General features: G+C 63.7%; 21 protein-coding genes and 1 pseudogene. 9 read left to right on the top strand and 13 right to left on the bottom strand.

What is annotated here, in order from left to right; genetic code table 11:
- Positions 1-84 precede the first annotated feature (84 nt).
- Positions 85-1,188, bottom strand: a complete 1,104-nt coding sequence (locus Q5Z11_RS05475; protein WP_303749059.1) for an OmpA family protein — start codon at positions 1,186-1,188, stop codon at positions 85-87.
- A 382-nt stretch (positions 1,189-1,570) separates the two neighbouring features.
- Here Q5Z11_RS05475 and Q5Z11_RS05470 point away from each other — a divergent pair, with 382 nt between their 5' ends.
- Together Q5Z11_RS05470 and yczE are read left to right on the top strand one after the other, a co-directional pair.
- Positions 1,571-2,596, top strand: coding sequence for a zinc-binding alcohol dehydrogenase family protein (locus Q5Z11_RS05470; protein ID WP_303749058.1), 1,026 nt, complete (start codon positions 1,571-1,573; stop codon positions 2,594-2,596).
- A gap of 93 nt (positions 2,597-2,689) precedes the next feature.
- Positions 2,690-3,307, top strand: coding sequence for a membrane protein YczE (gene yczE / locus Q5Z11_RS05465; RefSeq protein WP_303749057.1), 618 nt, complete (start codon positions 2,690-2,692; stop codon positions 3,305-3,307).
- Positions 3,308-3,324: 17 nt separating this feature from the next.
- Here yczE and Q5Z11_RS05460 read toward each other — a convergent pair whose 3' ends face one another.
- Complete coding sequence (locus Q5Z11_RS05460; protein ID WP_303749056.1) at positions 3,325-5,367, bottom strand: LTA synthase family protein; 2,043 nt, start codon at positions 5,365-5,367, stop codon at positions 3,325-3,327.
- Positions 5,368-5,537: 170 nt separating this feature from the next.
- Between Q5Z11_RS05460 and Q5Z11_RS05455 the strand changes: the two genes are divergently transcribed.
- The 3 genes from Q5Z11_RS05455 (at position 5,538) to Q5Z11_RS05445 (ending at position 9,268) form a co-directional block, all read left to right on the top strand.
- A complete protein-coding gene (locus tag Q5Z11_RS05455; RefSeq protein WP_303749055.1) occupies positions 5,538-7,568 on the top strand; it encodes an NADPH-dependent 2,4-dienoyl-CoA reductase in 2,031 nt (676 codons plus the stop codon).
- A gap of 520 nt (positions 7,569-8,088) precedes the next feature.
- Entirely contained in the window at positions 8,089-8,547 is a 459-nt protein-coding gene (locus tag Q5Z11_RS05450; RefSeq protein WP_057629626.1) for a cell wall hydrolase, read from the top strand.
- Positions 8,548-8,650: 103 nt separating this feature from the next.
- Positions 8,651-9,268, top strand: coding sequence for a glutathione S-transferase family protein (locus Q5Z11_RS05445; RefSeq protein WP_303749054.1), 618 nt, complete (start codon positions 8,651-8,653; stop codon positions 9,266-9,268).
- Between the two features lie 79 nt (positions 9,269-9,347).
- Here Q5Z11_RS05445 and msrA read toward each other — a convergent pair whose 3' ends face one another.
- Genes msrA through msrB form a run of 3 tightly spaced genes read right to left on the bottom strand, consistent with a single transcriptional unit; the run spans position 9,348 to position 12,391 of the window.
- Complete coding sequence (msrA, locus tag Q5Z11_RS05440) at positions 9,348-10,082, bottom strand: peptide-methionine (S)-S-oxide reductase MsrA (RefSeq protein ID WP_303749053.1); 735 nt, start codon at positions 10,080-10,082, stop codon at positions 9,348-9,350.
- Between the two features lie 16 nt (positions 10,083-10,098).
- A complete protein-coding gene (locus Q5Z11_RS05435; protein WP_303749052.1) occupies positions 10,099-11,853 on the bottom strand; it encodes a cytochrome c biogenesis protein DipZ in 1,755 nt (584 codons plus the stop codon).
- Between the two features lie 34 nt (positions 11,854-11,887).
- Entirely contained in the window at positions 11,888-12,391 is a 504-nt protein-coding gene (gene msrB / locus Q5Z11_RS05430; protein WP_303749051.1) for a peptide-methionine (R)-S-oxide reductase MsrB, read from the bottom strand.
- Positions 12,392-12,536: 145 nt separating this feature from the next.
- Between msrB and Q5Z11_RS05425 the strand changes: the two genes are divergently transcribed.
- Positions 12,537-13,256, top strand: a complete 720-nt coding sequence (locus Q5Z11_RS05425) for a response regulator transcription factor (protein ID WP_303749050.1) — start codon at positions 12,537-12,539, stop codon at positions 13,254-13,256.
- Positions 13,253-14,725, top strand: a complete 1,473-nt coding sequence (locus tag Q5Z11_RS05420; protein WP_303749049.1) for a sensor histidine kinase — start codon at positions 13,253-13,255, stop codon at positions 14,723-14,725. Before Q5Z11_RS05425 ends, Q5Z11_RS05420 begins: the two co-directional genes overlap by 4 nt.
- A gap of 10 nt (positions 14,726-14,735) precedes the next feature.
- Here the strand turns inward: Q5Z11_RS05420 and Q5Z11_RS05415 are convergent, their stop codons facing one another.
- From Q5Z11_RS05415 to Q5Z11_RS05390, 6 genes and pseudogenes are all read right to left on the bottom strand, one after another.
- Positions 14,736-15,797, bottom strand: coding sequence for a suppressor of fused domain protein (locus tag Q5Z11_RS05415; protein ID WP_282268633.1), 1,062 nt, complete (start codon positions 15,795-15,797; stop codon positions 14,736-14,738).
- A gap of 94 nt (positions 15,798-15,891) precedes the next feature.
- The gene (locus tag Q5Z11_RS05410) at positions 15,892-16,371 is read right to left on the bottom strand and encodes a hypothetical protein (RefSeq protein WP_303749048.1); all 480 of its coding nucleotides are present in this window, start codon (positions 16,369-16,371) and stop codon (positions 15,892-15,894) included.
- A 141-nt stretch (positions 16,372-16,512) separates the two neighbouring features.
- Positions 16,513-18,399, bottom strand: a pseudogene (gene prpE, locus Q5Z11_RS05405) (propionate--CoA ligase); the annotation flags it as partial.
- A gap of 323 nt (positions 18,400-18,722) precedes the next feature.
- Entirely contained in the window at positions 18,723-19,346 is a 624-nt protein-coding gene (locus Q5Z11_RS05400; RefSeq protein ID WP_303749047.1) for an RluA family pseudouridine synthase, read from the bottom strand.
- 258 nt (positions 19,347-19,604) lie between these two features.
- A complete protein-coding gene (locus Q5Z11_RS05395) occupies positions 19,605-20,588 on the bottom strand; it encodes a malate dehydrogenase (RefSeq protein ID WP_303749046.1) in 984 nt (327 codons plus the stop codon).
- 113 nt (positions 20,589-20,701) lie between these two features.
- Entirely contained in the window at positions 20,702-21,196 is a 495-nt protein-coding gene (locus Q5Z11_RS05390) for a peptidylprolyl isomerase (RefSeq protein WP_303749045.1), read from the bottom strand.
- Between the two features lie 211 nt (positions 21,197-21,407).
- On the opposite strand from Q5Z11_RS05390, the gene typA reads away from it, so the two are divergent.
- Both typA and Q5Z11_RS05380 read left to right on the top strand, forming a co-directional pair.
- Positions 21,408-23,237: a translational GTPase TypA gene (typA, locus tag Q5Z11_RS05385; protein WP_303749044.1), complete on the top strand. Its 1,830-nt coding sequence runs from the start codon at positions 21,408-21,410 to the stop codon at positions 23,235-23,237.
- A 5-nt stretch (positions 23,238-23,242) separates the two neighbouring features.
- On the top strand, positions 23,243-23,719 hold the full coding sequence (locus Q5Z11_RS05380) for a DUF2127 domain-containing protein (RefSeq protein WP_303749043.1): 477 nt from the start codon (positions 23,243-23,245) through the stop codon (positions 23,717-23,719).
- Between the two features lie 146 nt (positions 23,720-23,865).
- Here the strand turns inward: Q5Z11_RS05380 and Q5Z11_RS05375 are convergent, their stop codons facing one another.
- Both Q5Z11_RS05375 and Q5Z11_RS05370 read right to left on the bottom strand, forming a co-directional pair.
- Positions 23,866-24,309 (bottom strand): REP-associated tyrosine transposase, encoded by a 444-nt coding sequence (locus tag Q5Z11_RS05375; protein ID WP_303749042.1) that lies wholly within the window; start codon positions 24,307-24,309, stop codon positions 23,866-23,868.
- 133 nt (positions 24,310-24,442) lie between these two features.
- Positions 24,443-25,810, bottom strand: coding sequence for a class II 3-deoxy-7-phosphoheptulonate synthase (locus Q5Z11_RS05370; RefSeq protein WP_303749041.1), 1,368 nt, complete (start codon positions 25,808-25,810; stop codon positions 24,443-24,445).
- Positions 25,811-25,835: the final 25 nt, after the last annotated feature.

Here is a 25,835-nt window from a genome sequence, read left to right as displayed (position 1 = left end):
CGCCACAGGCATTAAAAAAAAAACAAGGCCCGGCAGATGCCGGGCCTTGCTCTCATACCGAAGTACTGAAACCGAAGCGTCCGATTAGTTCTGGACGTTCAGCTCGGTACGACGGTTCTTTGCGCGACCTTCCGGGTTGTCCGAACCATCAGCATTGGTGTTCGGAGCAATCGGACGGCTCTCGCCGTAGCCGATCGGGCCCTGCAGGCGCGACGCCGACACACCATTGGTGGTCAGGTAGTCGTACACAGCCTTGGCGCGACGCTCGGACAGCTTCTGGTTGTAAGCGTCGGTACCCTTCGAGTCGGTGTGACCGGCAACTTCAACGCGCAGATCCGGGTAACGCTTCAGGATCTCGGAGGCTTCGCTCAGGATCGACACGGCGTCCGGACGCAGGGTGGCCTTGTCGAAATCGAAGTTGACGCCCTTCAGATCGATCGAGACCGGCACCGGGCAACCGTCCGGACCAATGGTCTGGCCAGGCTGCGAGGTCGGGCACTTGTCGTCGCAGTTGTTGACGCCGTCACCGTCGTCATCCAGGTCTGCGCAGCTCGGAGCAACCGGAGCCGGTGCCGGAGCAACAGCAGCGACCGGAGCCGGGCCCAGCGGGATCACGACGCCGACCGAAGCCAGCACGTCGCCGAACCAATCCTGTTCCTTGCCGCCATCGGCGCGCGGAGCAATGCTCTGGTCGTCGAAGTCAGCGCGGTAAGCCAGTTCAGCACGCACGGCGACGCGCTTTTCGAACGTGGTCTGCAGACCAACGCCGACCTTGGCAGCCAGGTTGCCGTCCTTGCGATCCTTCAGCTCAGCGCCGGACAGGTATTCTTCTTCCGACTTCTGGTAACCCAGGCCTGCGAGCAGGTACGGGTTCCAGCCACGGCCTTCCTGGATGAAGTGGCGACGCAGGTCCAGCGAAACGCCGTACTGCGACCAGTTCTGGTCCTGGTTGCTCTCGAAGTTCGGGTTCTGATAGTTCAGTTCACCGTCCAGCGACCAGTTCGGGCTGATGAACTTGCCCAGACCCAGCGTGGCGAACGGAGCGTCGTTGGTGCCACGATCGCCGTCCTGGAAGTTGAAGCCGGCCGAACCGGTCAGGTACCAGCGGTCGTCAAATTCCTGTGCCGAAGCGGCCTGGGCGAAAGCCAGACCACCGAGCAGCGCGGCAGTAAGGATCTTCTTGTTCATGAAATACAGCTCCTTGTTTCGGGGGTATGAAACCGGTAGAGGCATGGTCCAGCACAGCGATATTCTTCGTCGCGTTCAGAGACGGCCGTTTCCTCACGCCATCGCGGTGCACATTATGCGCTTGGCCGTGAAGGCGATGTTAACAGCCTCGTAACAAATGAGGCGACCGCCAGACCTCTACGTGTCCGGCTTGGCGCAACGTATACAGCTTGGTCAAAGGACGCAAGAGTCAGCTATCGCAAGGCTTCCGGGGAGAATGCTGCAGCGCAGCTGGTTTTATATGACAAACCCTTAATAAACAGGGCTTGCACCGCCAGTTACCGCCAGCTGAACCGTTTGCTCGGTATGATGATTTTGCTCCCCCGCCACGGAACTTTTCCGCATGAAAGCAATCGGCCTGACCCGTTACCTTGCCATCGATGACCCCGACGCACTGTTGGATTTGACCCTGCCCGTACCCGCTGCTCCGCAGGGCCAGGACCTGTTGATTCAGGTTCAGGCGGTTTCCGTCAATCCAGTGGACGCCAAACTGCGCGGCCCCAAACTTGGCGAAGAAAATCCCCCCCGTGTCCTGGGATTTGACGCCGCCGGCACCGTGGTCGCGGTTGGCCCGGAGGTAACCGCCTTTGAAGTAGGTGACGAGGTCTATTACGCAGGCGACGTGACCCGCCCTGGCTGCAACGCGCAGCTGCAGCTGGTGGATGAACGCCTGGTCGGCCGCAAACCGACCACCCTGGACTTCGCTGAAGCCGCCGCGCTGCCGCTGACCACGCTCACGGCCTGGGAACTGCTATTCCAGCGCATGCCCTATCAACTGGATGGCCGCCGCCATGTCGGCAAGACCTTGCTGGTGATTGGCGGCGCCGGTGGCGTTGGCTCGATGGCCATCCAGCTTGGACAACATGCCGGTTTCACCGTGATCGCCACCGCCTCGCGTCCGGAGAGCGTGCAGTGGTGCCAGCAGATGGGTGCAGCCCACGTCATCGACCATCGGCAACCGCTGGCGCCCCAGCTGCAGGCCCTGGGCATCACTACGGTGGATGCAGCACTCAATCTCGCCAATACCGATCTGTACTGGCAGCAGCTGGGTGAACTGCTGGCGCCGCAGGGGCACGTCGGGCTGATCGTCGAGCCGGCCACCGAACTTCGGATTGGTGACCCTTACAAAGCCAAGTGCATCGGCATCCATTGGGAATTCATGTTTGCCCGCGCTCGCTTCCGTACCGCCGACATGATCGAGCAGCACCGCATCCTGACCCGTGCGGCCAGCCTGATCGACGCCGGCGAGCTGCGTACCACCTTGAGCCAGCGGCTGGGCAGCATCAATGCCGGCAACCTGCGCCAGGCCCACCGTCAGCTGGAGGCCGGCAGCACCATCGGCAAACTGGCGCTGGAAGGCTGGGACTGAGTACCCCGCCGGCAGTACGTTGCGCCACGCCAGCGTGGCGCAACGCCTTTTCACATCTGCTTGCCCAATACGCAGCCTGCTGATCCCCCGACCATGCCTTCCCTGACGTTCGTATCGCGCCTGCTGCAGTTGCTGCTGGGCCTGTTCCTGTTTGGTATCGCCTCTTCCCTGATGATCCGTGCCGGCATCGGCATCGCCCCTTGGGATGTCCTGAGCCAGGGCATTTCCCTGCGCAGTGGCCTGGGCTTCGGCCTGGTCACCAATCTGGTCGGCGTCTGCGTGCTGCTGATGTGGCTGCCGATACGGCAGAAACCCGGGCTGGGGACGGTGCTCAATGTGCTGTTGATCGGCCCCAGCGCACAATTGGGCCTGAATCTGCTGCCGGCCGCTGAGGGCCTGCTGTGGCAAGTGCTGCTGTTCGCCGCAGGGCTGCTCCTGCTGGCGGTGGCCACCGGCCTCTATATTGGTGCCCGCTTCGGGCCAGGCCCACGCGACGGCCTGATGACCGGCCTGCATGCGCGTACCGGCTGGGCGATCTGGAAGGTCCGCACCCTGATTGAAGCCAGCGCACTGGCGGTGGGTTGGTGGCTGGGTGGCAATGTCGGTTGGGGCACGCTGGCGTTCGCCCTGCTGATCGGGCCGCTGTGCGGCCTCACCCTGCCCTTGTTTGATCGCCAACCGCGACCAGCGGCGCCCTCACCCGCCGCTTGATCCGGGCAGTTGCGCAGTCAGCGACGACTGCGCGCAACCTGCTGGCGGATGTGCCAATCACGCAAGGCCACCCACGCCGCAGCCTGCCGTGCCCGCGCCGCGCTGATCGCATCCGGCGCCTCTCCCTGCATCTGCACATGGCGCGAATCAACCCAGCGATGCAGCCGCGGTGCTTCCAAAGGCAGCAACAAACCGGCTGGGGTATACATGCGGTCGAACTGCGCCAAGGCCTCCCCGCCGTTGGGTGCAGGCTGCCAGAGATTACGGCCGGTGGCGAAGTAGCGCTGGCCAGGCAAGGCCAGCTCCACCAAGGTCGGCAGCAGGTCGCCATGGCCGGCAAATGCGCGGGTATCCGGCGCGCTGTCGGCCGGTGCGAATGCCGGCGGAATCCGCAGCCAGGCAAACACGCGGTCCACGTCGACCTGCTCTGCGGGCAGGTCATAGCGGTAATGCGAACGCAGGTTGTGGTCGCCGGCCATCGCCACCAGGGTCCGCTCGCCCAGCGGCTGCTCGCGCAGCTGCTGCAGGAAACCGCCCAGCTCGTCAGCCTGGTATTGATAGGTCGCCAGCATCCGCCGTAGCTCGGCTGTATCAGCCAGAGCGCGCGGACCGAGGGCTGCCGGATCCAAGGGGTATTGGCGACGCGGCGTATCCAAGGCATGCGGTGGATGATTGCTGGTGGTCAGCAACACCATGAACACGCGCTCGCCACGGGCATCGGCCTCGCTCAACACGGTCTGCGCGAAGCGGAACAACCAGCTGTCATACAGGCCCCACTCGGTGCCAGTGGCCTGCGCAAAACGCTGTTTGATATCGCGCGCGTCGTACACCTTGTCAAAGCCCTGATTTGGAAGCGCCGTGCCAATCTCGCGCCAATCGCTGCCACCACCGTAAATGAACACGGTGCGATAGCCGGCGCGCTTGAATGGCAGGGCCGCCGAGGTATCAAACGCCAGCCGCGCGTTGCGACCCAGAGCGAGCGGGGTTATCGGCGTGCCCAGGATCAGGTTCTCCAGCGTCGGATGGGTGCCGTTCTGCCCAGCGATGAAGTTTTCGAAGCGGTGGCCGGTGGGCAGCTCGGCGCGCAGGCGGCCGAGCATGTCGTTGTGCGGGTCATCGGTGTACAGCAGGTCCTGCCCAAACGATTCCATCAAGCCCAGCACCACATGTGGTGACTGCGCCAAGCTGCGTGGTTGGCCGGGTGCGATCGGGAACAGCGCCGCCTGCAGCAGCTGTGGATCCGCGGAAGGCAGCCCAGCGAGCTTGGCGGCTTCTGCCAGATCGGTGAATCCATTACTGCGCACGCCAACCAGGGGGTCATCCCCGAAGTCGGTTTCCTTGGCGCGTGTTCGTGCTGCGCGGTAAAGCGTCAGCGGCGCATTCAGCACCAAGGCATTGACGAAGGGGTCCGTCGAGACGGTCACATCACGCCTGATCAACGGAAAGCTGCCTACGCTGCCGCGCGCCAGCAGAACGAGCAGCACACATTGCAGCACAAGCAACAGCGTGCGCGCCCATGCGCCCGAAGCGCGCGGCCAACGCTGGGCGAGCCAGTCACCAGCGCGCGGAATGCACCAGTGCAACACGCCACCAGCCAGCAGCAGACCCACAACACCGCGGATCACCGGATAGTCATCCCAGACGGTGTCCAGGATCGCCCCGGTGTCGTCTTCGAACATACCGAACACGATGGGATCAAAGCGCGTCTTATAGAACGCGTAATAGAAGTGTTCGCACAGCGAAAGCAGGACGAACAGCAGCAACAATGCCAGCAACAGACGCTGCGCCAGCCGCACCGCGGTTTCACGCCGTCCCGTCAGCCACACCGGGACCGTCAACAAGCCGATCAGACCGGCAGCGACTGCGCCGGCCACCATGTCATAGCGCATTCCCTGCCACATGGCCGTCCATAGCAATGTCAGGCCGCGTTCGCTGCCTGCGTAATCCCACCACATGAACAGGCGGGCCAGCCCGCCGAGCACAACCATGCCAGCGACCAGCATCCACAGTTGGGGAAACAGGCGCGTAACGCGTTTTGTGGGAATAACAGAAGAAGGCATTACAGGCATGGAGCTTCCACGACAGTCAGTCCGTTGCTGGGCGGGGGCCGCGCATTGTAATGACGGCGTAATCCTTTTGGGATAGGTGCAGCCCCGACAGCAGGAGGAAGGATTGAGGCCGGACCGATTGCCAGTCAGAATGGGCCATTCCATACGCAAGCGTATCCAGCATGACGCCAGCCAACGACACCGCCTATCCGCACCTGTTTGCCCCGCTGGACCTGGGCTTCACCCAGCTGCGCAATCGCATCCTGATGGGCTCGATGCATACCGGGCTGGAGGACCACGCCCGCGACTTCCCGAAGTTGGCTGCCTACTTCGGTGAGCGCGCGGCCGGTGGCGCGGCGCTGCTGGTCACCGGCGGCTTCGCCCCCAATGTCGTTGGTTGGCTGACGCCCTTCGGCAGCAAGTTGTCCTGGCCCTGGGAAGTCAGCCGCCATCGCCAGGTGACTGCCGCAGTCCACGGCCATGGCGCGAAGATCTGCCTGCAACTGCTGCACGCAGGCCGCTACGGCTATCACCCCTTGCAGGTGGCCCCGTCCAAGCGCAAGGCGCCGATCAACCCGTTCACCCCACGCGCGCTGTCTGCCGGCGGCGTCGAGCGGCATATCGCCGACTACGCCCGCGCCGCCAAGTACGCACGTGATGCCGGTTACGACGGCGTCGAGGTGATGGGCTCGGAAGGCTATCTGATCAACGAGTTCATCGCCCCGCGCACCAACGGCCGTAACGACGCCTGGGGCGGTGACGCGGCCAAGCGCATGCGCTTTGCAGTGGAGATCGTGCGCCGCATCCGCGAAGCCTGCGGTCCTGACTTCATCATCATCTACCGGCTGTCACTGGTGGATCTGGTCGAGGACGGCAGCAACTGGGAGGAGATCGTGCAGCAGGCCAAGGCCATCGAGGCAGCCGGTGCGACCCTGCTCAACTCCGGCATCGGCTGGCACGAGGCGCGCATCCCGACCATCGCCACCTCGGTACCGCGCGCGGCGTTTGCCGGGGTAACCGCCAAGCTCAAGCCGCATGTCGGCATTCCACTGATCGCCACCAACCGCATCAACATGCCGGACGTGGCCGAGGGCATCCTCACCAGTGGTGGCGCCGACATGGTGTCGCTGGCGCGGCCGTTGCTGGCCGATCCGCAGTGGCCGGCCAAGGCCAAGGCCGGCAAGCCCGAAGCGATCAATACCTGCATCGCCTGCAACCAGGCCTGCCTGGACCACGTATTCCAGCAGAAGCGCGCCAGCTGCCTGGTCAATCCGCGTGCCGCGCACGAGACTGAACTGGTCTACCAGCCGACCAGAACCGCCAAGCGTGTAGCGGTGGTCGGTGCCGGCCCAGCAGGCCTGGCCTGCGCCACCGTCGCCGCCAGCCGCGGCCACAAGGTGAGCCTGTTTGATTCAGCCGCTGAGATCGGAGGCCAGTTCAACGTGGCCAAACGCATCCCCGGCAAGGAGGAATTCCACGAGACCCTGCGTTATTTCCGCCACCACTTGGTGGAAACCGGGGTCGATGTGCGCTTGAACACCCACGCCGATGCCGAGGCCTTGAACGGCTTCGACGAGGTGGTGATCGCCACCGGCATCAGCCCGCGCAAGGTTGCCTTCCCCGGCGCCGATCATCCGATGGTGGTCAGCTATCTGGATGTCCTGCTCGGCCGGGTCAAGGCGGCCGACAAGGTGGCCATCATCGGCGCTGGCGGCATCGGCTTCGACGTCGGCGAGTTCCTGGTGCATGAAGGCCCCTCGCCTGCGCTGGACCCGACCCGCTGGATGGCCGAATGGGGCGTGGACGCCAGCTTCGAGAGCCGCGGCGCGCTGGCCAAACCACAGCCCGAGCCACCCGCACGCAAGGTCTGGCTGCTGCAGCGCAGCCCCGGCAAACCGGGTGCCAAGCTCGGCAAGACCACCGGCTGGATCCACCGTGCCACCCTCAAGGCCAAAGGCGTGAAGATGCTTGGCGGCGTGGAGTACCTCGGCGTGGACGATGCCGGCCTGCGCATCCGCGTGGACGGCCAGGAGCAGTTGCTCGACGTCGGCACCGTGGTGATCTGTGCGGGCCAGGAACCACGCCGTGAGCTGGCCGATGCACTGCAGGCGGCCGGCCGCAGCGTGCACATCATCGGTGGCGCGGATGTCGCTGCCGAACTCGATGCCAAACGGGCAATCGATCAAGGCAGCCGCATCGCCGCAGCACTTTGAGACAAAAGCCCAGCTCTTTTGGACAACACAGTCGTAGCCCGGGTAAGCGCAGCGCACCCGGGAAGATTCACCAGACAACAGCAGAGACATCAACACAGCGAATCCCGGGTGCGCTTCCCTTACCCGGGCTATCGGAAATGGCTGCAAATCGCCTTAAAAATGCGATGCAAATCCCACTTATTTCGGCTTTGAGCAGCGCATCGGCGTGACCTCGAATCACGCCTCCGGTGTGCCCGAAAAAATCTGAATACGCGTACCCGGCACCAAAACAGCTCTTGCAATAAACCTGAATGTCAACAAAGAGCGTTCAGGATGGGTTTGGTGTTCGCCCCCTACCTTGCGCCAACTTCCGCTCACCCACCAGTTCCGGTGAGCAGGCGCAGCTCTCCCCAATCGCATTGAGGGCTGCCCACGGGGCGGCCCCGATGCCACGGCCGCCTCCCCATAACGCCAAGTCGTACGTTGCCTGGTTCCCGAGTGGGAACAGGCAGGCCGCGGCCCACACGGAGCAAGGAGATTTATGAAACTGGCTTGGATTCTTTGGTTGTCGCAGATGTTGCCGCAGCCAGCAGCCGATTCGTTGTGCCTGAGCACGACGGTGTACCTGGAAGCACGCGACCAGACCCTTCGCGGCCAGCAGGCCGTGGCCGAAGTCGCCCTGCGGCGGCTGGACAGCGGTCTGTGGGGTGACTCGATGTGCCAGGTGGTGACCGCACGCAAGCAGTTCGCCCCGACCCTGGTCGCTCCCGGCACCCAGCTGCGCAACAACGATGCTTGGGCCGAAGCCGTCGACGTGGCCTTTGCCGCCGAGCGCAATTGGGCCCTGCCCAATGGCCAGCGCAAGGAAATCGTCCCAGGTGCCAGCCACTTCGCCGCGCATGCGATTGCAAGCCCGAGCTGGCGCAATGCCTACCAGGTGGCAACCATCGGCGGGCACACCTTCTATAAGGTGCAGTCGCTGAAGCCGCGCGCCTCCTGAGCAAGCTGAACATGTGGCGCACTGTCTGTGCCATCCATGGCCACGCCGCTTAACGCGCATATGGCCATAATGCCCGGGTCTTTTCACTCCCGAGGTAGCCCTGATGAAGCTCTATACCAAGCCCGGCGCCTGTTCGCTGGCCGACCATATCGCGTTGATCTGGTCGGGCCTGCCGTTCGAGCTGCAGATCGTGGACTACGCCACGATGAAGTCGCCCGAATACCTGAAGATGAACCCGGCCGGCGCCGTGCCGGTGCTGGAAGACGGTGGCTGGGTGCTGACCCAGAACGCGGCCATCCTGCACTACATCTGCGACAAGGCACCGGCTGCAGGTCTTGAAGGCGGCAGCGACCCGCGCACCCGCGCCGAGGTCAATCGCTGGCTGTCCTTCGTCAATGCCGACGTGCATCCGACCTATTACCCGATCTTCGGCGCGACCAAGTACCTGGAAGACGAAGCGGTGATCACCCGCACCCAGGACAACGCCCGCGCCAAGCTCAGCGGCCTGTACCAGCGCATCAATGATCGCCTGGCCGACGTCGACTGGCTGGGGGGCACGCCGCGCGCCAGCATCGCCGATGCCTACACCTACGTGACCCTGCGCTGGGCGCGTGGACTGAAGATCGACCTGGCCGGCATGGACGCACTGGACCGCTTCGAGCAGCGCATGCAGGCCGATCCGGCGGTGCAGGCCGCGCTCAAGGCTGAAGGCCTGAGCTGATCCACCGCTTCACGCTTGAACGCAACGGGCCGCCTGTCATCTGACTGGCGGCCCGTTTCATTTGCTGCGCTCGCGCCGGTTATCGCGCCGACAAGCTCATCACCAGGCGCGGCCGCTCGCGATACAGCGTTGGATACTGCTGCTTCAGCGCAGCGACCTTGGGCAGGTCGTTGATGCGGATGTAAGCCGACTCCGGATTCAGGGTCAGGTAGTTCTGGTGATAGCCCTCGGCCGCATGGAAGACCTTGCCGCCTTCGATCCGCGTCACCACGGGCGCGGTGAATACCGCACTGCGCCGCAGCTGCGCGACATAGGCACGTGCGGCGTCACGCTGCGCGGCATCATCGGCATAGATCGCCGAACGGTACTGGCTGCCGTGGTCCGGTCCCTGCCGGTTGAGCTGGGTCGGATCATGCACCACCGAGAAGAACACCTGCAGCAACTGGCCATAGCTGACCTGCGACGGGTCGTAGCTGACCTGCACTGCTTCGGCATGGCCGCTGCCGCCACTGCTGACCCGCGCATAGGTGGCATCAGCCGCACTGCCGCCGATGTAACCGGATACCGCGTTGTCCACGCCCTTGATGTGCTGGAACACGCCCTGCACGCCCCAGAAGCAGCCACCGGCGAACACCACCCGCGCCTGCTTGACGCCAGCCTGGTGCAGATCAGCTGCGCCCGTCGGCGCCGGCACACGGATCGCTGCCTGCGCAGCCATCGCTGGCCGGTCCATGCTGAACACCGCGAGCATCAACAGGCCTGCGACTGCCACTGCAATACTGCCTGCGACAAGTTTGTCCGTTGCGATCTTCATCACCTGTTTCCTCCAATCAACCGAACGTGAAGGCATAGGCGCGCACGCCGGGATCCAGGAACTCGATCTCGAACGTGCGCTCGCGTATCTCGCCGTCCTGTCGGATCAACTGATAAAGCCGGTTCTGGTCCACCGTTCCCTCGCCCTGGGCTGATACGTCGCTGCCGGCCGCGGCCTGTGGCGGCTGGCCATCGATACGCACGCGGAAACGCACCGGCCGCGCCGGGTCCTGCGGTGCCAGCACCAGGTGCAGGTCGCGGGCATGGAAGCGGAATGCGATACGGCCGCCGGCCTGTTCCAGCTGCGCGTCTTCTTCGCCAACACGCCACTGCCCGGCCAGCGCCCATTGATTGAGTTGCAACGCGGTCGGCAGGCTGTAGTCGTGCAGCTGACCAAGCTGCATGCCACCGGGCGAGGCGAAGTGCTCGGCGCGGCCGTGGCCGATATAGGTCTCCGGCGACTTCAGGCTGGCCATATCGGCCTCACGTTCGATACCGCTGCCGGCCATGCGCATTGCTGGCACCGCATCGCCGGGCAGACTGTTGCCAGCCTCGCGCAGCAGCTGGCGGATGATCTGCTCGGACTGCGCGTAGTTGCCTTCACCGAAATGATGGGCACGGATGCGTCCCTGCGCATCGATGAAGTAATGCGCCGGCCAGTACTGGTTGTTGAAGCCACGCCAGATCGCGAAATCATTGTCGATGGCGACCGGGTAAGTGACCTTCAGGTCCGTCACCGCGCGCTGCACGTTGCGCAGGTCACGTTCAAAGGCGAACTCCGGCGCATGCACGCCGATCACCACCAGCCCATGCTCCTTGTAACGCTCGGCCCAGTCGCGCACATGCGGCATGGCACGCAGGCAGTTGATACAGGAGTAAGTCCAGAAATCCACCAGCACCACCTTGCCGCGCAGCTGCTGTGCATCCAGCGGCGGGCTGTTGAGCCAGCCGGTAGCGCCGGCCAGCGATGGCAGCTCACCTTCCACCGGCAGACTCGCATCGCCCTTGGCGGCGCCCGCCATCATCATCATTGCCGGACCTGCCGGGGGTTGCTGGGCAGGCAATGCATCCAGCAACTGCTGCTCCAACCTCGCCGTGCTGACCGTGGACAGCCGCGTCAGCAAGCCGGTATCCCAGCCCATCGCGATCGCCAGCACCGCCAGCAGTGCGGCAATACCCAGCCCACGACGAATCCATTCGCCCACACCCAGCCGCTGCTTCAATGCCGTAAACACGCGCCCGCCTATCCACACCGCCAAGGCCAGCGAGGTGGCCGCGCCCAGCGCATAGGCCAGCAGCAGACCGCTGGTGCCAACGTTGGCGCCCTGCAGGGCGGCGCCGGTCAGGATCAGCCCCAGGATCGGGCCTGCGCACGGCGCCCACAGCAGGCCGGTGGCCACGCCGATCAGCAGCGAGCTGAGCACGCCGCCCTGCCCTGCATCTGCAGCTGCGCCCAGGCGTACGCCCAGACGCTGCAGCGGCGCCAGCAGGCGCTCCGCCAGCGCCGGCCACAACAGCGCGAGCGCGAACAGCGCCATCACCACCAGCGCGATCCAGCGCCCGATCTGATTGGCCTGCGCCACCCATTGGCTACCCACCGCGGCCAGGCTGGCGACCACCGCGAACATCAAGGCCATGCCCACCAGCAGCGGCAAGCCACTGCGCAGGAACGGCCGGTCAGCGCGCGCGAACACGAAGGGCAGCACCGGCAGGATGCAGGGGCTGAGCAGGGTGAGTACGCCGCCGAGATAGGCCAGTACCAACAGGAACATGGAAGCATCCTTCTTGAGTAGGGGGGCGCGGCGCTCAGGCCGCGACGAATTGCAGGGCCACGCCGTTCATGCAGTAACGCAGACCGGTCGGGCGTGGGCCGTCCTCGAAGACATGGCCCAGATGGCCGCCACAGCGCCGGCAATGCACGCCGACCCGGGTCATGCCGTAGCTCGTGTCCCGGTCCTCGCCGACCGCGCCGTGCAGCGGTGCCCAGAAGCTTGGCCAGCCAGTTCCGCTGTCGAATTTGGTCGCCGAGGAGAACAGCGGCAGCGCGCAGCCCGCGCAGTTGAAGGTGCCGCGCCGGTGCTCGGCATTGAGTGGGCTGCTGAACGCCCGCTCGGTGCTCTGCTGGCGCAGCACCGCGTATTGCGCGGGGCTGAGCAGCTGCCGCCACTGCGCCTCGCTGCGCATCACTTCAAACACCGCTGCGCGCGCGGGTGCGGCCGGTGCCGGGCCGTTGCAGGCGGTCAAGCCGAGCACGCCGGCGGCGGCAGCCATACCGCCAATTCCAAGCAGCTTGCGACGGGTGAGGGACATGGGCGATCTCCAGCCAGCGGTCGATGCGGCCATGCTGCGCCCGGGCAGGTCAACGAATCCTCACGCAGAGTTAAATTCTTCGTGACACATCCGCGCGCCTGTCCACGCACAATGCCAGCCATCCCTCCAGCGGCCGCAGGCGTCGATGAGCAGCAACAAACGCATCCTGATCGTCGAAGACGATGTCCACATCGCCAACCTGCTGCGCATGCACCTGCGTGACGAAGGCTATGACGTCACCCATGCGACGACTGGCGATGAAGGGCTGCAGCTGCTCGAGGCCGGGCAATGGGATGCCTTGGTGCTGGACCTGATGCTGCCGGGCGTGGATGGGCTGGAGATCTGCCGCCGCGCCCGCGCGATGACCCGCTACACGCCGATCATCATCACCAGCGCGCGGGCCAGCGAGCTGCACCGCATCCTCGGCTTGGAGCTGGGCGCCGACGACTATCTGGCCAAACCCTTCTCGATGCTGGAACTGGTCGCACGGGTGAAAGCCTTGCTGCGACGAGTCGAGGCGATGGCGCAGAACGCGCGCATCGATGCCGGCGCGACTGAAGTCGCTGGCCTGCGCATCGACCCGGTCGCGCGCACCGCGCAGGTGGATGCACGCCCGCTGGAACTGACCCCACGCGAATTCGACCTGCTGTATTTCTTCGCCCGCCACCCCGACCAGGTGTACTCGCGCATGGAACTGCTCAACCAGGTCTGGGGCCATCAACACGATGGCTACGAGCACACCGTCAATACCCACATCAACCGGCTGCGGAACAAGATCGAACACGACCCGGCGCTACCGAAGCGCATCCTCACTGTATGGGGCCGCGGCTACAAGCTCGCGACCGATGGCGGGAGCGCCGCATGATCCGGCTGACGCTCTCGCAACGCCTGTCGCTGGTGTTCTGCGCACTGCTGCTGGTCTGCTGCGGCGCGCTGGCGTGGATACAGATGCGCAGCAGCCGCATGCACGAGCAGGAAACCGTGCAGCGCCTGTCGCGTGGTCTGGCCGAGCACATCGCACGCAGTGGCGAACTGATGGATGCACGCGGTCTGCGCGATGGTGAAGTGCGCGCGCTGTTCGGCAAGCTGATGTCGGTCAATCCCAGCGTCGAGGTCTACCTGCTTGACGAGGAAGGCCGCATCCTCGGCCATGACGCACCGGAAGGCCATCTCAAGCGTGATCGGGTTGATCTGGCACCGGTGCAATCACTACTTACTGGCGGCAAGCTGCCTATCTTCGGTGACGACCCGCGCAGCAGCAGTGGCCGCAAGGTATTCAACGCCGCACCGCTGTGGGTGCAGGGCCGTCAGGTCGGCTACATCTACGTCGTGCTGGTGGGCGAGCAGCGCGAAGCCCTGGCTGCGGATATCGCCGCCAACGCCAACCTGCGAACCACGTTGTGGTCACTGGCGATCGTGGCGGTGTTCGGCTTGCTGGCCGGGTTGATCGCATTCCGGTGGGTGACACGACCATTGCGCCAGCTGACCCGTCGCATCCAATCCTTCGATGTCGACAGCGCCGATCCGCACCTGCCGTTGCCACCCACGCCGCTGCGTGCCGGTGAACGCGATGAACTGAGCATCCTGCAGCACAGCTTCTCCCATCTCAGCCAACGCGTCGGCGAGCAATGGCAACAGCTGCGGCAGCAGGACCTGCAACGGCGCGAGCTGGTCGCCAATCTCTCGCACGACCTGCGCACGCCGCTGTCGTCCCTGCATGGCTACCTGGAGACGCTTGCACTGAAGGACGCCAGCCTCAGTGCCGAGGAACGCCAGCGCTACCTGGGTATCGCGCTGTCGCAGAGCCACAAGGTTGGCCGGCTTGCACAGGCGCTGTTCGAACTGGCGCGACTGGAACATGGCGGCGTTGTACTGGAACTACAGGCGTTCTCGCTGCCGGATCTGATCCAGGACGTCTTCCAGAAATTCGAACTGGCTGCACAGTCGCGGCAGCAGCAGCTCGACGCGGTGATTCCCGCCGGTCTGCCGCCGGTGGAAGCCGACCTCGGCCTGATCGAAAGGGTGCTGACCAACCTGCTAGACAACGCGATCCGGCATACCCCGCCAGGCGGGCGCATCACGGTTACCTTGCATGCAGTTGATGGCGACGTGCAGGTCAGCGTGTCCGATACCGGCCCCGGCATTCCGCTGGCACGCCGCGAACAGTTGTTCAGCACGCTGCCGGCGCTGGGCAGCCAGCGTCCGGACAGCGGCGGCCTGGGCTTGCTGATCGTGCACCGCATCCTGCAGCTGCACCATCGGCAGATCCACCTGCTCGACAGCAATGAAGGCGCAAGCTTCGTGTTCTCCTTGCCTGCGGCACGCCCGCGATAACGCCGCGGGATCAGCCGATCTCGCGGATCACTTTGCCCTGCCCGTCGCGCAGCAAGCTTGGGCGCACTTCGATCTGCAGCTTGCCGCCGGGCATCGGATACAGGCCTCGCTCGGCACGCACGCTGGCCAGCATCGCCTTCAGGCTGGCATCGGACAACACGCAGCGCGCGCTGTCGTCATCGCTCTGTACGTCGTCGCTCAGGCCGGGCTCGAAGCGCCATTGGCGATCCTTGCCGAGTATCACCAGCGGTTTGTCATGATGCAGGCGCAATGGCAACAGTTCGAGCACGCTGGCAACCTGCCCTGCGCCCAGCACCAGTGTGGTGGTAGCGCCGTCGGCCGACCATTCCAAGGTCTCGACGAACAACATGCCGGTGCTGGAACCCTCGCGCTGGCTGCCCGCTTCAAGCTGCGCGGCGATGCTGGGATCGGCCAACAGCGAATCGCGCTCCAGCTCGGTGATCCACAACGGCATCGCCGGCTCCAATGTCGCCAGCACACCCTGTGTTGACCAGCGTTTTACCGCTGCCATCTCCTCATCGCTCAAACCCACCAGCTGCAGGAAATGCAGGCGACCATTGGCGGTGTCGATCGCAGGCAACTGTGGGTCGGCAACAAAGGCCAGATGTCGCAATCGGGTTTCGGTATCCAATGCGATCGGACCATTTGCATCCAGATGGTGACCGGCCTCGAACACATTGCCGCTGCTGAACACATAGCGCGCAAGGTTCTGCATCAGGTTCATCGGCCACGCCGGGGGCTCGCCGCGCTTGTCATCACCTGCCTGTGCAGCCAGACGAAAGGTAAGCTCGAAACCGAAACCGCTTTCCTGCGGATCATCACTCTGCTTGTCGTACAGCTCGGAAAAGCCGTAGCTGACGTAATGCCAATGCGGACGCGGAGACGCGCTCCAATAGACACTGATGCCGTCCAAGGGATCGTTGCCGCCCAGCGTATGCGAAAGCAGCGTGCCGAAATGGCGCGGCTCCTGTCCCGGATACAGCGCCACCATTGCCGCGTTGATCGCGTCCCAGCCTGCGGTGCTGATTTCGCCGCTGTTTTCCTGCGCCATGCAGGCACTCCCATGATGAACAAGCCACCATGATAATGCCGGTGCATGGCGACGACAGCACGCCTGCCAACCACGCCTTTGCGCAATGGTTCGCTCAGCCAACCACCAGTGCGCGCGTCTCTTCCAGCCAGCGGCTGGCGAATGCGGGGCTCTTGGCCTTGCCCAAGGCGGTGGCCAGTTCCGGCCACAACTGTTCCAGGCTGACCGCGGTCTTGCTGCGATCGATCTTGAGCTGAATCAGATAGCCCTTCAGGCCCAGGTGCTTGCGCACCGATTCGGCCATCCAGTCGCGCAGCTGCTGGTAGCGCAGCGGGTCATCGCCGAGCTGGGTGGTCACCGGCAGCACCGGCGCCTTGTCGGCACTGCCGGCAACCGCGTCGATCAGCTGCAATGCGCTCAGCTGTGCCAGTACGTCGTCAGGTGCACGCAGGCCCTGCGCCATCGTCTGCAGCTCGCGCTCATCGCGCTGTCCGTCCACCAACAGCAGCACCGAGCGCAGCGCCGGTGCCAGCTTCAAACCGCGACTCTCGATCTCCAGGCGGCCAGCAGCCGTCTTGGCATAGATGAATGCCATTCCCTTCCCCCTCTTTTGTGCATCGCAATACGGTACGCGCGCACTTTTCCGGAGCCCCCGCCCCGGAATGTGCAATCAAATCCACACGTCCCGCCCCCTTGCGATCACCGCCGCACAGCAGCCCTGCGGCCCGGCTACGCGCTATTTCCCCAGCGCGCGGCGGATTTCCTCCAGTGCGCCCGGGTCGTCGAGTGTCGACAGATCGCCCGGATCACGCTGCTCCGCCAATGCCTGCAATGAACGCCTCAGCAGCTTACCCGAACGGGTCTTGGGAAGTGCATTGACGATATGGACATGGGCGGGCCGGGCAACCGCGCCCAGCGAATGGGTGACCTGGCTCACCATTTCCGCCCCGAGTTGCCCGGCATCATCGTCCGGCAGGGCCTGTTTCAAGGTGACAAACACCAGCGGCACCTGGCCCTTCAGCTCGTCGTGCACGCCGATCACCGCGGCTTCGGCAACGCGCGGGTGGGCGGAGATGGCTTCCTCGATCTCGCGCGTGCCCAGCCGATGGCCCGCCACGTTGATCACATCATCGGTGCGGCCAAGGATGAAGGTGTAACCGTCCTCATCGCGGATGGCCCAGTCCAGCGAGCTGTACAGCAGCTCCTTGAAGTGACTGAAATAGCTTTTGAGGAAGCGTTCGTCATCGTTCCAGACCGTGCTCATGCAACCGGGCGGTAAAGGCGGTTGGATCACCAGCACACCCTTCTGCCCGGGCGCGACTTCCACGCCGCTCTGCTCGTCGATGACTTTCATCTTGTAGCCGAGGTTCGGGAAGCCCGGCGAGCCGAACTTGACCGGCTTCATTTCCAGCCCCGGCAACAAGGTCAGTGCCGGCCAACCGGTTTCAGTTTGCCAGTAGTTGTCGATGACCGGCTTGTGCAACGCGCCGCTGATCCATTGCGCGGTAGGCTCATCCAGGGGTTCGCCGGCGAGGAACAGATACTGCAGTTCGGACAGATCGTGCCGATCGATGAAATCCACATCGTGCTTTTTCAACACACGGATCGCGGTCGGCGAAGAGAACATCGTGCGCACGCCGTACTGCTCGCACAGCGCCCACCATATGCCTGCATCCGGATTGATCGGCAGGCCTTCGTACAGCAACGAAGTACAGCCGCCGATCAAGGGGCCATAGACGTTATAGGAATGGCCAACCGCCCAGCCGACATCGGAGGTGGAGAACATCACCTGCCCCGGCGCGCAGTCAAACACCGTGCGCATCGACTGCACCATTGCCACTGCATAGCCACCAACGTCGCGCTGCACGCCCTTGGGCTTGCCGGTGGTACCGGAGGTGTACAACAGATAGCTCGGTTCGTTGGACTCCAACCATTGCACCGGCACCTCAACGTCGCCGACCTGAGCACGCAGCTGCGCATAGTCTTCGTCGCGACCAGCGATGCGCGGCTCCGCGGCATCCAGCCCGCGCGAAACGATCAATACCTTCGGCGGCGGCGTAATGGCTTCGGCGCAGGCTGCATCGACCATCGCCTTGTACGGAATTACCTTGCCACCGCGCATGCCTGCATCGGCGGCGATCAGCAGCTTGGGCTTTGCATCATCGATACGTAGTGCAAGATTGTGCGCAGCGAAACCACCAAACACGACGGAGTGCACCGCACCGATGCGCGCGCAGGCGAGCATCGCGAACACCGCCTCGGCCATGTTCGGCATGTAGATGACCACCCGATCACCGCGACCGACATCTAGCTTGAGCAGCACCGCGGCGAATGCATTCACTTCACGATGGAGATCGCGGTAGGTGAGCTCGCGGGTGACATTGGTTTCGGTGGAGATGGCGACCAGTGCGAGCTGCTCGCCGCGCTCGGCCAGATGGCGGTCAACCGCGTTGTAACAGAGATTGGTTTCACCACCGACGAACCAGCGCCGGAACGGCGGATTGGAGTAATCCAGGATCTGTTGCGGCGGGCGATGCCAGTGGATCGCCTTGGCTTCCTCGGCCCAGAAAGCTTCCGGCTCTTCAATGGAACGGCGGTAGATCTGCTCGTACTGCACGGCACCCTCCGGTAACTGCCTGGCTGTGTGCCGAGCATAGTCCGGGGCTGCGACGCACTCCTTGCGACGATGGTCTTAAGACCAAAGGCTCGGCGGCGGGAAATTGAGGACCAAGGGCAGGGGCAGGGGTTGAGGGCGTTGGGCGTTGGGCGTTGGGCGTTGGGCGTTGGGCTTTGGGCTTTGGGCTTTGGGCTTTGGGCTAAAAGCCTCCCCTCACCCCAACCCCTCTCCCGCTTGCGGGAGAGGGGCTAATGCACTGGCAGCCGACGCATTGCTAGCCCCTCTCCCGTTTACGGGAGAGGGGTTGGGGTGAGGGCAAGCTCTTGCTCCTAGAAAGGACACTCAGAAACAAACTCCAGCGCCACCCCAGTCAGCGGGTGCACAAACCCCAGGCGCCGCGCATGCAGGCAAACCCGCAGTGCAGGCTGCGCGTCATACATCACATCGCCCACGATCGGATGCCCAATGCTTGCCAGGTGCAAGCGCAGCTGATGGCTGCGTCCGGTCACCGGTTCCAGTTCAACCCGTGTGGTCTGCGCAACCACATCCCGCGCCAATACCCGCCAACGCGTCAAGGACGGCTTGCCCAGTTCAAAACTCACCATCTGCTTCGGCCGGTTCGGCCAATCGCAGATCAATGGCAGATCGATTTCGCCGGATTCGCCCTCAACCAATCCCTGCACCAGCGCTTCATAGCGCTTGCTGACCTGTCGCTGCTCGAACTGTTTGGACAGCGCGACCTGCATTGCCTTGCCACGTGCATACAACATCAATCCAGATGTCACCTGATCCAGCCGATGCACGGTCAACGCATCCGGATACTGCTGCTGCAGACGCGCTACAACGCAGTCCTGGTTCTCCGGCAGACGCCCAGGAACAGACAGCAGACCGGCCGGCTTTTCAGCCACCAGCAGCGCCTCGTCGATGTAGTGCAAAGCAATCTTGTCAGTCATAAAAAAACTAAATGTAGTGCCGAGCCACGCTCGGCAGAGGCCTTGGCGATAAACCGCCTATCCGGCAAAAAAAGCTACCCCTCCCCAGCCCTCCCCTTCGCTACGCGAAAAGGAGGGAGCGTAGTGCCGAGCCATGCTCGGCATGAGGCTTCACTCGTAAGACCTCTGCCGAGCATGGCTCGGCACTACAACGAACAACAAAAAAAAACGGGGAAGCCGAAGCTTCCCCGTTCATTGCATCACATCGACCGCCAGCTGTTACAGCAGGTCGGCAACGCCAGCGCGCTCTTCTTCCAGCTCACCCAGGGTGATGTCGATGTACTTCTTGGAGAAGTCGTCGATCGGCAGGTCCTTGATGATGGTGTACTCGCCGTTCTCGGTGGTCACCGGGAAGCCGAACACAACGCCTTCCGGAATGCCGTAGGAACCGTCGGACGGCACGCCCATGGTCACCCACTTGCCGTTGCTGCCCAGCACCCAGTCATGGATGTGGTCGATGGCGGCGTTGGCAGCCGAGGCGGCCGAGGACAGGCCACGGGCGGCGATGATCGCTGCGCCGCGCTTGCCGACGGTCGGGATGAAGGTGTTGGCGTTCCATTCCTGATCGTTGATCAGCTCGGCAACCTTGGCGCCGCCGGTGGTGGCGAAGCGGTAGTCCGGGTACATGGTCGGGCTGTGGTTGCCCCACACGGTGAACTGCTCGAAGCTCTCCACGGTCTTGCCGGTCTTGGCAGCCAGCTGGCTCAGGGCGCGGTTGTGGTCCAGGCGCAGCATGGCGGTGAAGTTCTTCGGGTTCAGGTCCGGAGCCGACTTCATTGCGATGTAGGCGTTGGTGTTGGCCGGGTTGCCGACCACCAGCACCTTCACGTCACGCTTGGCGACGGCGTTCAGGGCCTTGCCCTGCACGGTGAAGATCTTGGCGTTCTCGAGCAGCAGGTCCTTGCGCTCCATGCCCGGGCCGCGCGGACGCGCGCCGACCAGCAGGGCCACGTCGACGTCCTTGAAGGCAACCAGCGGGTCAGCGGTGGTCACCACGCCGGCCAGCAGCGGGAACGCGCAGTCTTCCAGTTCCATGACCACACCCTGCAGGGCGGCCTGGGCCTTTTCGTTGTCGATTTCGAGCAGCTGCAGGATGACCGGCTGGTCCTTGCCCAGCATTTCGCCAGATGCGATGCGGAACAGCAGTGCATAACCGATATTGCCGGCAGCGCCGGTTACGGCAACACGAACGGGTGCTTTCATGGGGGTTTCCTCTGCTAAGAAGCGGTTGTGGGGGTAAAGCCGGGCATGCGCGCACGCGCTGGCCGGGCTGGAATCAGAAACGGCCACCTTGTACAGGTGGCCGTCGGTATCAATCAGGCGGCGAGGATCTTGTTCCACTCGGCGACGCGGTCGGCCTTGGCGGCCAGCACGGCGTCGGTATCGCCTTCCAGGGTGATCTTGTTGATCGCATCGCCCTGCTGGATCGCGTCAACCACGTCCAGGCCTTCGAGCACCTTGCCAAACACGGTGTGCTTGCCATCAAGCCAATCGGTCTTGATGTGGGTGATGAAGAACTGGCTGCCATTGGTATTCGGGCCGGCATTGGCCATGGACAGCACGCCGCGCTCGTGGCGCACGCCGTTCTTGGTCTCGTCCTCGAAACGGTAGCCCGGGCCGCCGCGGCCGGAGCCTTCCGGGCAGCCGCCCTGGATCATGAAGTCGGCGATGACACGGTGGAAAGCGAGGCCGTCATAGAAGCCGTGCTTCACCAGGTTGACGAAGTTGGCCACGGTCAGCGGTGCCTTGTCGGCATGCAGCTCAACCTTGATCAGGCCGCGGGAGGTGTCGAAATTGGCGATCAGCGACATGGAAATCCTTAGTAAAGAAGACGACTCTCAATAGCCAGCTAGTTTACACCCGGCTCCGCCCGTGCTGCTGCCCTCCGCAGCAGCTTGCGCCGCCGAAGCCTGAATGGGCAATCAGACGAGTCTGAACGTTGGTTTTCGCATAGCGGCCACATAGCGCTATAATGCTGGACTCATTTTCCCCATTTCACGGCACCGGCTGGCCGTCTTTCGCATGTCCATCGAAAATCTTCGCAACATCGCCATCGTCGCCCACGTCGATCATGGCAAGACCACCCTCGTCGACCAGCTGCTCAAGCAGTCCGGCACCCTGTCCGAGCGTACGGTACTTGCCGAGCGCGTAATGGACAGCAACGACCAGGAAAAGGAACGCGGCATCACCATCCTGGCCAAGAACACGGCCATCAAGTGGAATGGCAACCGCATCAACATCGTCGACACCCCCGGACACGCCGACTTCGGCGGCGAAGTGGAGCGCGTGCTGTCGATGGTCGACTCGGTGCTGATCCTGGTTGACGCGATGGACGGCCCGATGCCGCAGACCCGTTTCGTCACCCAGAAGGCCTTCGCGATGGGCTTCAAGCCGATCGTCGTGGTCAACAAGGTAGACCGCCCGGGCGCCCGTCCGGAATGGGTCATCGACCAGGTGTTCGACCTGTTCGACAAGCTCGGCGCCACCAATGAGCAGCTCGACTTCCCGATCGTCTACGCCTCGGGCCTGAACGGCTACGCCGGCCTGGAAGACACCGTCCGCGACGGCGACATGACCCCGCTGTACGAAGCGATCATGAAGTACGTGCCGGTGCCGGAAGTCGAGGCCGACGGCCCGTTCCAGATGCGCATCAGCCAGCTGGACTACAACAACTTCGTTGGCGTGATCGGCATTGGCCGCATCCAGCGCGGCAAGGTCAAGAAGAACCAGTCCGTCGCGGTCATCGACCGTGAAGGGAAGAAGCGCCAGGGCAAGGTCCTGCAGGTACTGGGCTTCATGGGCCTGGAGCGCATCGAAGTCGAGGAAGCACAGGCTGGCGACATCATCGCCATCTCCGGCATCCAGGAACTGACCATCTCCGACACCGTCTGCGCCCTGGACACCCCGGAAGCGCTGCCGGCACTGACCGTCGACGAGCCGACCATCTCGATGACCTTCCAGGTCAACAACTCGCCGTTCGCAGGCAACAAGGACCTGTCCGGCGGCAAGTTCCTGACCAGCCGCCAGCTGAAGGAGCGCCTGGAGCGCGAGACCGTGCACAACGTGGCACTGAAGGTCGAGCAGCTCGAAGACGCCGACAAGTTCCTGGTCTCCGGCCGCGGCGAGCTGCACCTGTCGGTGCTGATCGAAACCATGCGCCGTGAAGGCTACGAGCTGGCCGTATCGCGCCCGGAAGTGATCATCAAGGAAATCGATGGTCAGATGATGGAGCCGATCGAGCAACTGGTCGTCGATATCGAAGAGCAGCACCAGGGCGGCGTGATGGAAAAGCTGGGCACCCGCAAGGGCCTGCTTGAGAACATGGAGTCCGACGGCAAGGGCCGTGTTCGCCTTGATTTCAAGATCCCGGCGCGTGGCCTGATCGGTTTCCAGAACGAGTTCAAGACCCTGACCCAGGGTTCTGGCCTGCTGTTCCACGTGTTCGACCATTACGGCCCGAAGGAACAGGGCGCCATCGCCAAGCGCCTGAATGGCGTGATGATCGCCAATGCCCCGGGCGCAACCCCGGCTTACTCGCTGGGCCCGCTGCAGGAACGCGGCAAGCTGTTCGCTGCTGAAGGCGACAACGTGTACGAAGGCCAGCTGATCGGTATCCACTCCAAGGACAACGACCTGACCGTCAACGCGATCAAGACCAAGCCGCTGACCAATATGCGCGCTTCGGGCAAGGACGATGCGATCCAGCTGACCCCGGCGATCAAGTTCTCGCTGGAACAGGCCCTGGACTTCATCGACGACGACGAGCTGGTGGAAATCACCCCGAAGGAAATTCGTCTGCGCAAGAAGTTCCTGACCGAAAGCGACCGCAAGAAGGCGTCGCGCGGCGGCTGATTGTCTTGACTGACAAAACGCCCTACAACCCGGATCCGCATGCGCATCCGGGACTGGCAGCCATCGCGCTGCTGGAAGCGGGAAAGGCCGTACTGGCCTTTCTCGCCGCGGCAGGCCTGGAGATCTCCGGGCCTGCCCCACTCCGCACCATCATCAATGCCCTGATCCACCGCGCAGGTGGTGACCCCGAGAACGGCGCGTTCTCGTCGCTGCTGGGCATGATCACCCCTGATACCGTTCACCTCGGCGCCGCTGTACTGGTCGGCTATGGGCTGCTGCGCGTGCTTGAAGCCTGGGGCCTGTGGCGCGCCAAGGCCTGGGCATCATGGCTGGGCTGCATCTCCGCCGCGCTGTACCTGCCACTGGACTTCTACGCCATCGTCAAACACCCCGGCTGGGCCTCCTGGCTGCTGTTGGCGGTCAACCTGCTGGTCGTCTGGGTGCTGGCCCGCGACCTCGGCAAGCGCCACCGCAAGCGCTGACGCTTCACCTGTAGTGCCGAGCCATGCTCGGCATTGGGCTGCGCCCAGCAATCCCGAACGCTTCACCTGTAGTGCCGAGCCATGCTCGGCAGGGGCATTACCGGTAACGCCTCTTGCCGAGCATGGCTCGGCACTACATCAGAACATCAGAGCTGCCAGTCCCATCTGCACCACGCATATGGATAGTCCTGCGCCCGTTCGCATAGGCCAGCCCGCACCGGGTTGTGCAGCAGATAGTTGGCTACGCCACGCAGCGATTCATCGCGCCTGATTGCATGGTCGTGATAGCCGGCCTGCCAGATTGATCCGGCACTATTAATAGCTCTTGCTGATCGCGATTTCAGCCGCTGCAGGCAACCGCCCAGCGATCCGGATTGAAGCTGTAGCAGCCAATGCAGGTGATCCGGCATTACCACCCAGGCAAGGCTGTGGCAGATGCCCGCGAGCTCGCAATGACGGAGTGCTTCAATCACCTGCTCGGCGTTCTTGCGATTCGCAAACAGCGACACACGCCCAGCGGTTACCGTAGTGATTGAGTAGATGTTGTTGGGCAGCGAGAAACGCCCTACGTGCAATTTTGGACTGGACATTGCTGCAGCCTGAGGCCAGCGATCAACAAGGTCCGTCAGTGATTCACGGCAACACCTGTAGTGCCGAGCCATGCTCGGCATAGGGCTTTGCCGGTAACGCCCCTGCCGAGCATGGCTCGGCACTACAGTGCCTTCAGCCCTGCTTGCGGACGATGGCCATGGCGATTTCCAGCGACTGCTCGTAGTTCAGGCGCGGATCGACGCTGGAGCGGTAGGCACGCTCCAGATCGCGCTCGGTGAGCTCACGTGCGCCACCGGTGCATTCGGTGACATCCTCGCCGGTCAACTCCAGGTGCACGCCCCCCAGGCGCGTACCGGCCGCTGCGTGCAGGTCGAAGGACATCTCGACCTCGCTGCGGATGTTGTCGAAGCGACGCGTCTTATAGCCGTTGCTGGTGCTCTCGGTATTGCCATGCATGGCGTCGCAGACCCATAGCACGCGACGGCCATCGCGCTTGATCGCGTCCAGCAGCGGCGGCAGCTTGTCAGCAATCTGCGCCGCACCCATGCGATGGATGAAGCTCAGACGGCCCGGCTCGTCTTCCGGGTTCAGCACATCGATCAGGCGCAGCAGCTGATCCGGTTGCACCGACGGCCCCACCTTGATCGCAATAGGATTACGCACACCGCGCAGGTACTCCACATGCGCGCCATCCAGCGCCGCCGTGCGCATGCCGATCCACGGATAGTGCGTGCTCAGGTTGAACCAGCCGTTCTGGCGCGGCACCTGCCGGGTCAGTGCCTGCTCGTAGGGCAACAGCAAAGCCTCGTGCGAGGTGTAGAAATCCACCCGATTGAGGTTGTGCACCTGCGAGCCCGACAAGGTCTCCATGAAGCGCACGGCGTCACCGATCGAGGCCACCATCTCCTGGTACTCCTCGGCCAACGGCGAGCAACGCATCCACGCAAGGTTCCAGTATTCGGGATGGTGCAGGTCGGCGAAACCACCATCGATCAGCGCACGCACGAAGTTCATGGTCAGCGCCGAGCGCGAGTGCGCGGTGATCATCCGCTGCGGATCCGGCAGGCGCGCGGCCTCGGTGAACGCAGGCGCATTGATCACGTCGCCACGATAGCTGCGCAAGGTCACGCCATCACGGGTTTCGGTATCGGCCGAGCGCGGCTTGGCGTACTGGCCGGCGAAGCGACCCACGCGGATCACCGGCGTGCGCAGGCCGTGCACGAGCACCAGGCTCATCTGCAGCAGCACCTTGAGCCGGTTGGAGATCGTGCCCGATTCGCAGTCGACGAAGTTCTCCGCGCAGTCACCGCCCTGCAACAGGAAGCGCTTGCCTTCCTGCGCATCGGCCAGCTGCTGCTTGAGCGCGAAGATCTCCCACGAGGTCACCAGCGGCGGCAGCTGCCGCAATTCGCTGAGCGCCTCTTCCAGCGCCTGCGCATCGGGATAGGTCGGCATCTGCAGCGCGGGCTTGCCACGCCAGCTATCCGGCGCCCAGCTGCTGGCGGTGGCGGCGGATGACGGGGAGGAAGTAGCGTTCATGCAGATACCAATCAAAGAAGTGAAA

It is taken from the genome of Stenotrophomonas sp. 610A2, assembly GCF_030549615.1.
Lineage (GTDB): Bacteria > Pseudomonadota > Gammaproteobacteria > Xanthomonadales > Xanthomonadaceae > Stenotrophomonas > Stenotrophomonas pigmentata.
Note: the sequence above shows the minus strand (reverse complement) of the source record. Positions and strands in the feature narration are given on the sequence as shown.